This is a genomic window from Pararhodobacter sp., assembly GCF_034676075.1.
Classification (GTDB): domain Bacteria; phylum Pseudomonadota; class Alphaproteobacteria; order Rhodobacterales; family Rhodobacteraceae; genus Pararhodobacter.
On the sequence record NZ_JAUCCQ010000144.1, the window covers coordinates 1 to 10,277 of the forward strand.

Consider the following 10,277-nt stretch of genomic DNA (forward strand, 5'->3'; position numbering starts at 1 on the left):
TCGAGGCGAAGGTGCTGGATGTGCTGGGCGTTGCGCGGATCGGGGCGAAGAGGGCGTAACCGCGGCCGCCTCTTGAGAACGTGACCGACCGCGCGCATATTCCTTGCGGTACAGACTCGCTTCGGATGCCGTTGAATATGAAATTCACCTCGCAGATCACCAAGGTTAAGGATGGCTGGATCAAGCGCGATGCCTCTTCCGGCAGGTTTGTCGAGGCAGGCACGGCCGCTGGTGTCAGCAAGCCGAGCAAGCAATCGCAATCCGCGATTCAGGAGGTTTCCGCGCGCCGCAAGGATGCGCTGAAGCGGCTTGCTGATCGGTAGGCGCCACTACAGAGTGACCCTGGCGGACGCGCTTCAGGCTCATGACGAGGCGCTGTCGTATGGTGGCCGGGATGGCGTCAGCAGCCTGCATCTGATCGAATCCGCGCTTGCCCGGCCCTATTCCGGGTATCACCGCGGTCTTGACAGAAAATGTGCGGCGCTCCTCGAAAGCGTCGTCAGCAACCACGGGTTCATCGACGGCAACAAGCGCACAGCATGGCTGCTCGTGGAAATCCTGATTGTCCGCAGCGGCTACCTCCTGGCCATCCCCGACGAGGAGCCGATCGACGATCTGGTAGTAGAGGTCGCCTCGGGCCGCATGGATTTCGGGTCGCTTCGCGTCTGGTTCCGCGAGAGATTGCGCCCTATTCAAGCGTGAAGGAACGCGCCATGATCGACCAGCAACGCTTGCCCGCGAACGCCGCGCCTCGATCACGGATTCAGTTTCGGATCGTCACCCCGGGGTTCAAGGCGACGGCGCCCCCATGACCCACCCCCCCGACACCCTCTGGTTCTACGCCCAGACCGACCCTTACGCCGAATTCTCCAACTTCGCCCCCTATGGCGTGGCGATGGACGGCGCCTATTGGCCAAGTGTCGAGCATTACTTCCAGGCGCAGAAATTCCACGATGCGGCGTATCGCGAGCGGATCCGTAGGGCCTCGACCCCGAAACAGGCCAAAGGGCTGGGGATGAGCCGCGATTTGCCCCTCCGGCCGGATTGGGAGGCGGTCAAGGACAGCCTCATGCTCGACGCGCTGCGCGTCAAATTCGCCACCCACCAGACCCCGCGCGACCTGCTGCTCTCGACCGGCGAGCGGCTCATCGTCGAGAACGCGCCGGGCGATTTCTACTGGGGATGCGGCGCGGACGGGAGCGGGCTGAACCGGCTGGGCCAGTTGCTCATGCAGGTGCGGGCCGAACTCCGCCGCGCGCTCTGAAACCCGCCCCCTGAAACGCAAACAGCCGCCCCGAAGGGCGGCTGCGATGCCGATAGCGGCCGGATCAGAACTGATAGCCGATCCGCAGCGTGATCGTGTCGATGTCGTTCTCGACATTGGAACCGCCGATGGTGGCGCTCATGTTGCGCCGCGCCGCTTCCACGCCGACGAAGACGTTGCTGCGAACGTGGAACTGCGCGCCGAGGCCGTAGCTCACGCCGTTCTCGGAGTTCCAAGCGCCGCCGCCGAAGAATTCCGAGCGGGCGGCGCCGATGAAGCCGTAGAACATCACGTTGTTCACGGCATAGCCGGCACGGGCCCGCAGTTCGAGCGCGTTGCGCTGTTGGTTGACGAACGGAGGATAGTTCGCCTCGAAATCGATATAGCTCAGTTCGGGGCCGAAGACGAAGTTGCCGCGCTGCCAGTTGTAGCCGGCGAAGGCGCCCCAGCCGTTCACGCTTTCCATATCCGGGGTACCACCCGGGGCCTGGGTGATCCGGCCGCTCACCGCCGAATAGCTCAGACCGCCATAGGCGCCCGCCCAGTCGAAGGCCGGAGCCGGCATCACATAGTCAACAACTTGGGGCGGCGGGGCGACGGGGCCCGAGGCCAGAGCCGGAACAATCGGCAGGGCGCAGGCGAGGGCCAGCGCAGAAACACGCGTAACAAGGGATTTGGTCGAGGTCATGATGTCCACCATGGTTTCTTAATTTCTTGACGAGGATCCGAAAGCCGGTCGTCCGAGGAGTGAGTCTACGCCTTCCGTCGGATGGTTCAATTGGTGCGCTGCACCAGCAGCATTTTCTTTGCCAAGGTGCGTCTTGTTTGCACTGCCCCGGCAACCGCGGTCGGGTCTTCCCTTCCTGGCGCCCCTCTGCCATCTTGGCGCATGGAACACCTTCCCCCTCTCCGCAGCCGTCACGGCCCCGCCGCATTCCCGCGGCAGGGAGGGGACGCAATTATCCGAGTATCCGCATGAAACCGACCCGAACCCTCCCGATCCTGACCGCCCCCGGCGCCGAGCCGGTGGCTTTCTCCGATGCCCGTCAGGCCGTCTCGCATCTGCAGGCCCTCTACAAGCAGGCCACGGATTTCCTGGCCGCCAGCTTCCGCACCGCCATCGCCGATGGCACGCCGCGCGCCCGCTACCGGGCGTTCTATCCGGAACTGCGGCTGACGACCTCGACCTATGACCAGCCCGACAGCCGGCTGGCCTTTGGCTATGTGCCCGAACCCGGCACCTATGCCACGACGATCACCCGGCCGGACCTGTTCCGCAATTACCTCGAACAGCAGATCGAACTCTTGCTGAAGAACCACAACCAGCCGGTGATGGTGGGCTATTCCGACACCTCGATCCCCCTGCATTTCGCCATGGCCGGGCGCGATGACGTGGCCATGGCGGGCGAGCTCAGCTTCACCCTGCGTGACATCTTCGACGTCCCGGACCTGTCGATCACCAATGACGACATCGTCAATGGCGAGGGGGTGCGCAACGCCGATGGCTCCGTCCCGCTCGCGCCCTTCACCGCGCAGCGGGTGGATTACTCGCTGGCCCGGCTCGCGCATTACACCGCGACGGATCCCGAGCATTTCCAGAACCACGTCCTCTTCACCAATTACCAGTTCTACGTCGATGAATTCGAGGCCTACGCCCGCCAGGTCCTCGCCGATCCCGAAAGCGGCTACACCGCCTTCGTCGCCCCCGGCAACGCGGTGCTGACCGACTCGCAGGCGCAGATCCCGCATCTGGCGCGTCTGCCGCAGATGCCGACCTATCACCTGAAACGGCCGGGCGGGCAGGGGATCACCCTGGTCAATATCGGCGTCGGCCCCTCGAACGCGAAGACCGCGACCGACCATATCGCCGTGCTGCGCCCGCATGCCTGGCTGATGGTCGGCCATTGCGCGGGGCTCAGGAACTCGCAGTCGCTGGGCGATTTCGTCCTCGCCCATGCCTATCTGCGTGAGGACAACGTGCTGAACGAGGACCTGCCCGTCTGGGTGCCGATCCCCGCCCTGGCCGAGATCCAGATCGCCCTGCAGGAAGCGGTGGCCGAGATCACCCAGCTCACCGGCTACGAGCTGAAGAAGATCATGCGCACCGGCACCGTCGCCACCATCGACAACCGCAACTGGGAGTTGAGGGACCAGTCCGGTCCGGTGCAGCGCCTCAGCCAGTCCCGGGCCATCGCGCTGGACATGGAAAGCGCCACCATCGCCGCAAACGGTTTCCGCTTCCGGGTGCCTTATGGCACGCTGCTCTGTGTCTCGGACAAGCCCTTGCACGGCGAGCTGAAGCTGCCCGGCATGGCGTCGGCCTTCTACAAGACCCAGGTCGCCCGCCACCTGCAGATCGGGGTCCGCGCCATGGAACGGCTGCGCGACATGCCGCTCGACCGGATACACTCGCGCAAGTTGCGCAGCTTCGACGAGACGGCGTTCCTCTGACCGGGCCCCGGGACGTCGGGTTTTCGGGGGTTTTCGGCGAAATCCCCCGCATGCCCGCTGCTTTCCGATTGCCTGAGGCCCGCGCAGCCGATAGATGCGCTGAACAACGCAGGCCTCGGCCTGCCAGCGTTTTGATAGACGGAGAGCACCGATATGAACAAGCCGATGACCAAGACCCAGCTCGTCGCCACCCTTGCCGAGCAGATGGGCGCTGACAAGAAGACCGCTGCCGCCGCGCTGGACGGCATCGCCTCGATCGTCGCCACCGAAGTCGCCGCCGGCGGTTCGGTCACCCTGCCGGGCATCGGCAAAGTCGCCTGCCGCGCTCGCCCCGAGCGTGAAGTCCGCAACCCGGCCACCGGCGAGACGCTGACCAAGCCCGCCGACCGCGCCGTGAAAGTGACCGTGGCGAAAGCGCTGAAAGACGCCGTCGCCTGAGACGCCGCTCGCCCGCGCGACTGACCGCAAGGCCGCCCCTCCGGGCGGCCTCTTCGTTTTCCGTCAACCGAACCATGGCCTCCTGCGGCAAAGGAGCCAGCCATGGACATGCCCCCCGATCCCCCTTGCCGACATCGACCCCGAGGCCCTGCCGCGTGACCGGCCGGCGATGGAGGAGGGGGCGCTCGACACCCTCCTGCTGCCGATCCTGCAGGATGGTCTGCGCCAGCCGGTCGAGGTCTGGCCCGTCGAGGGCCCGCGCCCCTGGGCCCTGATCCCGGGCGCGCGGCGCTATTTCCCCGGCCTCGAGGCCGCCCCCGCCGCGTGCTGCGCCTCAATTCGGGGAACACGCTCCGGCGCGAACGGACCCCCTCAGGCTGGACCATCCGCATCGACGCGAGACACGCGACGCATTCGGGGATCGTGGATGATATCTTGGAGTATGTGGAGCGGTGGTTTCAGAAGGGGTCGTAAAGGGGAAATGCTATTCTCTCCTACTCGTTTCCCGGCGGAATATAACTCGCGGCTCGCAGTGATAGCTCTTGGCTCACTATGCTCGCCGCGCGTCCGTCAGTCTCACTATTGGACTGATCGAAGGAAATCAAAGTGTAGAGCATCAGCTCGCCAACAAGGGTCTTGGTCATCAAAGTCTCAACTGTTGACTCGTTCGTAACGCAAACACCGCGAACTTGACGGGAATTACCTTCGTCTGCGCCAACGTTCACAAATGAAATTGCAAGATCGCCGTCGCACACTCCGCTAAGGATAGCTGTATCGCGGGCGTCGGACTCTCGAAGAGTCGCGTCGCGTTCGGCGCTCGCGAAAAATGTTCCACCAATAACGGCCCCCTCGCGAGCACTGAAGAACACGCTCGGAACAGAAACCAAATCAGACGCAAACGAATCGCTAAGGTATCTAAAGTCAGTCAAGTTCAACTGCGAAATCATCTCGGTCGCAATCTGGTATAGAACTGATCTGTCTACAGATGCGGATGATTGGGTTGCGATGTTTGGTCTAGGTCTCGGCGGAAGCGCTGCAAGATTCGTTGTGGGCGGTGCCGGGGGAGTTGTAGCGCCCACTCCAATCCAAACTTGCGCGCATCTGGCGATCTCCGGCAAAACGCGCATTGTACCCGTCAAGTTGTACTCTCCGGCAAAACGCGCACCTTGAACCCGCATGACCCGGCCATATTGCATGAGCGGGATTATCTCTCCGGCGTTGCGGAACGAAAATGAAATAATCGAGCTGCTGAGTGCAACTCCGACTCCAGAAAATGGCGCTGCGCGGTCAATGTAAACCGAGGCACGAAACTCCTCGCCTGGAACGAAGCCAAAATTTGATGTCGAGATCCCTAGAATGAACGTTCCTGATCGGTCTATCGTAAGGTGCAACATGTCGCCGCTATTGTAGGAAGCACTCGCGACGCAGTGCGAAAATATTCCCGACGAATCATCTGCATATGCGCCTCCACTCCAAACCCCGAAACCGATTGTTGATCCACGAATCATAAAGGCGTGGGCACTGTTAGCAACGAGAAGGCTGGATGCGAGAACTGCGAGAAATCGCATTTGTTCCTCCTAGCGGCTTTGAAGGCTTCGCGGCAGTACAGCTGAGAGGAATGAGTCGGTCAAGAAGTTCCGGTCCGAGCGCGCCGAGCAATACAGCTATTCCTAGCGATCCGCAGGGTGTGCATTCATTGCGGACCGCTCACCGGGCGCAACCCGCTCCCTTCGCCCAACCCACGCCCCGGTGCACCATGAATGCGCACCCTACGCCCCTCCCTCCCCCCACCGGACGCTCCCCCACCCATGGGACATTCCTGCCAAAACCTAAACGCGTCCCCCTAACCCGTTGTAATCCCACACCCCACCCCCCTGTCCCACACGCGGGACACCTCTTCCCCTCCCCTGAAATCCCCGTTATCCCTGCCGAGGGGGCCCCGTCCGGCCCGGGGAGGACATCGTGGATTTCAAAGCCCTCCTCATGGGCCTCGCCTTCGCCTTCATGTGGTCCTCGGCCTTCACCTCGGCCCGCATGATCGTCCAGGACGCGCCGCCGCTCTTCGCCCTCTCGGCCCGGTTCCTGATCTCCGGCCTCTTCGCCATCATCCTCGCCCGGCTGATGGGCGAGACCTGGCGCCTGACCCGCGCCCAGTGGCGGGCCACGATCATCTTCGGCCTCTGCCAGAACGCGGCCTATCTGGGGCTCAACTTCATCGCCATGCAATGGGTCGAGGCCTCGGCCGCCGCCATCATCGCCTCCACCCTGCCGCTGATGGTCGCCGCCGCCGGGTTCCTGTTCATGGGCGACCGGCTGAAACCCGTGGCCGTGGCGGGCCTCGTCGCCGGGTTCGGCGGCGTGATCCTGATCATGGGCGCGCGGTTCGGCGGCGGGCTCGACCCCGTCGGCGTCATCCTCTGCGTGATCGCCGCCATGGCGCTGACCGTGGCGACGCTGGCCTTGAGGGGCGCGTCCTCGGGCGGGAACGTGATGATGGTGGTGGGCCTGCAGATGCTGGTCGGCGCCGCCGCGCTGATCGGCCCGGCGCTGGCTTTCGAGACGCTCACCGTCACCTGGACCCCGCGGCTGGTCCTCGCCTTTCTCTATACCACGCTCATTCCCGGCGTCGCCGCGACCTGGGTCTGGTTCAAGCTGGTGCAGCGGATCGGCGCGATCCGGGGCGCGACCTTCCACTTCCTCAACCCGTTCTTCGGCGTGGCCATCGCCGCGGCGTTGCTGGGCGAGACGCTGAACCTGACCGACGTGATCGGCGTGGCGATCATCATGGCCGGGATCCTGGCGGTGCAGCTTTCCAAGGCCCCGGCCGCGCGCTAGCTTTCCGGCCATGAAACCGCCCCGCTACATCCGCCGCCGCCGCTCGCCGCCCGGCACCGCCCCCGGCACGCTGACCGCCGACCCCGGCGCCCATCCGTCGACGATCCACACCTTCCGCTATTCGCCCGAGGGGGTGGAGGAGAGCGACCAGATCCTGACCTGCAAACCCGGCACGGTGCTGTGGCTGAACGTCGACGGGCTGGCCGATACCGCGCTCTTGCAGCGGATCGGCGAGATCTTCGGCCTGCATCCGCTGGCGCTGGAGGATGTGGTCAACGGCCACCAGCGTCCCAAGGCCGAGGAATACGAGGCGCATCAGTTCATCGCGCTGCGGATGCCGGACCGCCGGGCGGGGCTGGTCGCGACCGAGCAGGTGACGATTTTCCTGGGCGACGGTTTCGTCATCACCTTCCAGGAACGCTCGGGCGATGTCTTCGACCCGGTGCGGGTGCGGCTGAGGAACCCGCAGGGCCAGATGCGCAAGCGCGGCGCCGATTACCTGTGCTACGCGCTGCTGGATGCGGTGATCGACGCCTTCTTCCCGGTGCTGGAGGTTCTGGGCGAGCAGTTGGAAACGCTGGAGGATGAGGTGGTCTTCAAGGCCAGCGCCACCGAGATGGGCGATATCCACGCCATCAAGCGCGACCTGATGACCGTGCGCAGCGCGGTCTGGCCCCTGCGCGATCTGGTCTCGGCCCTGACCCGGGAGGAAACGCCGCGCTTCACCGAGACGACGCGGCTTTACCTCAGAGATTGCCAGGACCACGCGGTCCAGATCATTGAGACGCTGCAGACCTACCGCGAGATCGCCACGGGGCTGGTCGATATCCTGCTCTCCAGCCAGTCCAACAAGATCAACGAGGTGATGCAGGTCCTGACCCTGATCGCCACGATCTTCATCCCGCTGACCTTCATCGTCGGGGTCTACGGGATGAATTTCGACGACATGCCGGAACTGCACTGGCGCTGGGGGTATCCCGCCGTGATGGCCTTCATGGCGGTGATCGCGGGTGTGCTGGCCTGGTGGTTTCGGCGCAAGGGCTGGCTGGGGCCGAAACGCTAGGGTTCCCCGGGGAACAGCGCACCCGGCGGGGGCATGGAACAAGGGGGCAAGCCAGAGACAGGAGCCCCGCCATGAACCGCACGTTGAAATCCATGCTCACCTGGGGCCTTGCCGCCGGTGCCTTCGTCCTTGCCAAGGGCGTGGTGATCGGGGTGCTGGCCGCCACGACCCCCACCGCCGCCGAGCGGGTCGATGCGATCCTGGCGCAGGAGCCGGTCGCGAGCACCTATCAGGCGATGCGGCGGCATTTCCCGATGGAGGCGGTGCAGCTGCGGGGCCTGATGCTGGAAGCCTACCGCGCCGGGACGCTGAACGACGCGGCGCAGCAGGTTCTGGCGCGCGAGGCGGGCGAGATCCACGGCCGGATGGCCGAGGGGCTGCGTGCCGCCACGGATGCCGAGATCGTGGCGATCCTGGACGATTGGCTGACCTCCATCGCGCCCTTCGACAGCGACATTGCCGCCTGTTCGACGATCGCCGCGCGGGGGCTGACCTCGGTGCAGCCCAGCGATCCGCGCCTCGATCCCGTGCAACTGGCCGAGGCGGCCGAGCGGCTTTACGCCACCATGGACCGCTACCGCTTCGCCGTTGACCGGCGGTACGTAGAGGAAGAGGATTTCGACGCCTTCGCCCCGGTCTTTCTGGCCGATGGCGGGACCGATGCCGATCTGGACGCGGTCGAGACGCGCGATCCCGCCGATCCGCAGCTCTGCGGCGCCTATCGCCGGCTTCTGACCAGCCTGCGCGACGCCGGAAGCGACGGCGCCGACCGGATGCGGCTGGAGATCGTCGTGTCGCTGTTTGGCGGCTGAGGGGGCGGGCGATGATCGGCATGGAAACCGCCGTCGCCGCCACGCTGGCCGGTGCCGCGCTGGGCGGACTCTGGGGCGGCTGGGGCCTTGGCCGGCAGGTGCTGGCCCGGCGCCGCGCCGCCAGTCGCCTTGTGGACCAGGCTCTGGCCTTGGAGCCGGGGCGCAGCCTTTTTGCGGCAATGGCGGCGCATTTTCCGGCCGATGCCCGGGCGCTTCGCCGCAAGATGATCCGGATCGCCCGCGGGCCGGGCAGCGTCTGGCAACGGCAGGTCGCTATCGCCAATGCGGCGGCCGCGGTGCGGCGCGGTCTGGGCACGGCGGTGCTGTCGATCCCCGGGGCCGAGATCGACGCCCTGCTGGATGACCAGATCGCCCTCTACCGCCGGTTCGAGGGCGAGCCGCTTCTGGCCTCGCGTTTCGTGGTGCGGGGGATCAAGGCGCTGTCGGGCTCGGAGCCCGACGGTATCCTCGCCGAAAGCGAGCGGATCAGGACCCGGGTCTATCGCGCCATGGCGCAGTATCGCGGGGCGCCCGTGGGGGCGGCGATGCCGGTGGTCGGCGATTACGAGCGTTTGCAGGCGGCGCTGGCCCGGGTCTGGGGCATGGACGACGCCTTTGCGGTGCTGGATCGGCTGGACCCGGAGGACCCGCGGCTGGGTGTGGCCTTCCTCACCATCCTGAAGGCGGTGCGACATGGCGAGTTCGAAGGCGCCGACCGCTTGCGCCGGGCCTGGGTGGTGGCGCTGGCCAATGGCTGAGCGGGTTCCCGACGGAACAGCGGGGTCCGCGGCTTCGCGCTAGACAAGGCATGTCGTCACCCAGAACCCCGGAGGCCCGCCATGCGCCTGAACGCCCCTCTCACCGCCCTGCTGATCGCCAGTGCGATCCCGGCTCAGGCCGAACTCGCACCCGCCGAGATTGCCGAGCGGGTCGCGATGGTGCTGGCGTCGGAACCGGCGCGCAGTGCGATGCCGGAGCTCACGGCCTATTTCCCGGCCGAGGCGCAGCGCATGGTGGACAGTTTGCGGGAGGTCGTTGCCTAGACCGACGGGTTCTCGGCCGCCGGGTTCGAGCGGCTGAGCACTCTCAACGCCGAGATCATGGCGCCGATCATGGGTATGGTGGCGCAGGCGAACGATGCCGATCTGGTGACGCTGCTCGACCGGCAGATCGGCCTGCCGCGCGGGATCGAGGGCCAGCCGATGCTCTGCGCCCGGGTCGAGGTGCAGGGGCCCGGCGCGCTGGGCGCGGACCACCGCTATCTGGCCGAGGGCGTGCTGGAAGAGGCCTATCGCCAGCGCCTCGCCATTGCCGATGCCAACCGCGATGTCGCCCCCCGCCGCGGATCGGATCCGGGCGGATCTGGCGACGGTGACGGGGCTTTACTGACCCTTCAACAGCCCGCGCGGCATCG

13 protein-coding genes are annotated in these 10,277 nt (G+C 65.7%); 11 read left to right on the forward strand and 2 right to left on the reverse strand.

The genetic code is table 11. The annotated features are described in order from the left end of the window. Positions 1-137: 137 nt before the first annotated feature. The 3 genes from VDQ18_RS21105 to VDQ18_RS21115 all read left to right on the forward strand — a co-directional run bounded on the left by VDQ18_RS21105 (position 138) and on the right by VDQ18_RS21115 (position 1,264). Entirely contained in the window at positions 138-323 is a 186-nt protein-coding gene (locus VDQ18_RS21105; protein ID WP_323022843.1) for a hypothetical protein, read from the forward strand. Between the two features lie 13 nt (positions 324-336). Next, complete coding sequence (locus VDQ18_RS21110; RefSeq protein WP_323022844.1) at positions 337-702, forward strand: type II toxin-antitoxin system death-on-curing family toxin; 366 nt, start codon at positions 337-339, stop codon at positions 700-702. Between the two features lie 106 nt (positions 703-808). Then, positions 809-1,264, forward strand: coding sequence for an NADAR family protein (locus tag VDQ18_RS21115; RefSeq protein WP_323022845.1), 456 nt, complete (start codon positions 809-811; stop codon positions 1,262-1,264). A gap of 64 nt (positions 1,265-1,328) precedes the next feature. On the opposite strand, the gene VDQ18_RS21120 is transcribed toward VDQ18_RS21115, so the two are convergent. Next, a complete protein-coding gene (locus VDQ18_RS21120) occupies positions 1,329-1,964 on the reverse strand; it encodes an outer membrane protein (protein WP_323022846.1) in 636 nt (211 codons plus the stop codon). A 275-nt stretch (positions 1,965-2,239) separates the two neighbouring features. On the opposite strand from VDQ18_RS21120, the gene VDQ18_RS21125 reads away from it, so the two are divergent. Together VDQ18_RS21125 and VDQ18_RS21130 are read left to right on the forward strand one after the other, a co-directional pair. Beyond that, complete coding sequence (locus VDQ18_RS21125; RefSeq protein ID WP_323022847.1) at positions 2,240-3,715, forward strand: AMP nucleosidase; 1,476 nt, start codon at positions 2,240-2,242, stop codon at positions 3,713-3,715. Positions 3,716-3,868: 153 nt separating this feature from the next. After that, on the forward strand, positions 3,869-4,153 hold the full coding sequence (locus tag VDQ18_RS21130; RefSeq protein ID WP_107751506.1) for an HU family DNA-binding protein: 285 nt from the start codon (positions 3,869-3,871) through the stop codon (positions 4,151-4,153). Positions 4,154-4,647: 494 nt separating this feature from the next. Here VDQ18_RS21130 and VDQ18_RS21135 read toward each other — a convergent pair whose 3' ends face one another. After that, on the reverse strand, positions 4,648-5,721 hold the full coding sequence (locus tag VDQ18_RS21135; RefSeq protein ID WP_323022848.1) for a hypothetical protein: 1,074 nt from the start codon (positions 5,719-5,721) through the stop codon (positions 4,648-4,650). A gap of 394 nt (positions 5,722-6,115) precedes the next feature. Between VDQ18_RS21135 and VDQ18_RS21140 the strand changes: the two genes are divergently transcribed. The 6 genes from VDQ18_RS21140 to VDQ18_RS21165 all read left to right on the forward strand — a co-directional run. Then, a complete protein-coding gene (locus tag VDQ18_RS21140; protein ID WP_323022849.1) occupies positions 6,116-6,988 on the forward strand; it encodes a DMT family transporter in 873 nt (290 codons plus the stop codon). Positions 6,989-6,998: 10 nt separating this feature from the next. Beyond that, positions 6,999-8,051 (forward strand): magnesium/cobalt transporter CorA, encoded by a 1,053-nt coding sequence (corA, locus tag VDQ18_RS21145; protein WP_323022850.1) that lies wholly within the window; start codon positions 6,999-7,001, stop codon positions 8,049-8,051. Positions 8,052-8,122: 71 nt separating this feature from the next. After that, complete coding sequence (locus tag VDQ18_RS21150; RefSeq protein ID WP_323022851.1) at positions 8,123-8,863, forward strand: hypothetical protein; 741 nt, start codon at positions 8,123-8,125, stop codon at positions 8,861-8,863. An 11-nt stretch (positions 8,864-8,874) separates the two neighbouring features. Next, positions 8,875-9,621: a hypothetical protein gene (locus tag VDQ18_RS21155; RefSeq protein ID WP_323022852.1), complete on the forward strand. Its 747-nt coding sequence runs from the start codon at positions 8,875-8,877 to the stop codon at positions 9,619-9,621. 81 nt (positions 9,622-9,702) lie between these two features. Beyond that, on the forward strand, positions 9,703-9,906 hold the full coding sequence (locus VDQ18_RS21160) for a hypothetical protein (protein WP_323022853.1): 204 nt from the start codon (positions 9,703-9,705) through the stop codon (positions 9,904-9,906). A 57-nt stretch (positions 9,907-9,963) separates the two neighbouring features. Next, positions 9,964-10,277: hypothetical protein (locus VDQ18_RS21165; RefSeq protein ID WP_323022854.1), on the forward strand; the 314-nt coding region annotated here is incomplete at its 3' end.

What these genes read in the sequence shown, in the direction of transcription:
- VDQ18_RS21150 (WP_323022851.1), top strand. Translation starts at nt 8,123, where the DNA reads ATGAACCGCACGTTGAAATCCATGCTCACCTGGGGCCTTGCCGCCGGT.
- VDQ18_RS21155 (WP_323022852.1), top strand. Translation starts at nt 8,875, where the DNA reads ATGATCGGCATGGAAACCGCCGTCGCCGCCACGCTGGCCGGTGCCGCG.
- corA (WP_323022850.1), top strand. Translation starts at nt 6,999, where the DNA reads ATGAAACCGCCCCGCTACATCCGCCGCCGCCGCTCGCCGCCCGGCACC.
- VDQ18_RS21135 (WP_323022848.1), bottom strand. Translation starts at nt 5,721, where the DNA reads ATGCGATTTCTCGCAGTTCTCGCATCCAGCCTTCTCGTTGCTAACAGT.
- VDQ18_RS21120 (WP_323022846.1), bottom strand. Translation starts at nt 1,964, where the DNA reads ATGGTGGACATCATGACCTCGACCAAATCCCTTGTTACGCGTGTTTCT.
- VDQ18_RS21160 (WP_323022853.1), top strand. Translation starts at nt 9,703, where the DNA reads ATGCGCCTGAACGCCCCTCTCACCGCCCTGCTGATCGCCAGTGCGATC.
- VDQ18_RS21105 (WP_323022843.1), top strand. Translation starts at nt 138, where the DNA reads ATGAAATTCACCTCGCAGATCACCAAGGTTAAGGATGGCTGGATCAAG.
- VDQ18_RS21125 (WP_323022847.1), top strand. Translation starts at nt 2,240, where the DNA reads ATGAAACCGACCCGAACCCTCCCGATCCTGACCGCCCCCGGCGCCGAG.
- VDQ18_RS21130 (WP_107751506.1), top strand. Translation starts at nt 3,869, where the DNA reads ATGAACAAGCCGATGACCAAGACCCAGCTCGTCGCCACCCTTGCCGAG.
- VDQ18_RS21115 (WP_323022845.1), top strand. Translation starts at nt 809, where the DNA reads ATGACCCACCCCCCCGACACCCTCTGGTTCTACGCCCAGACCGACCCT.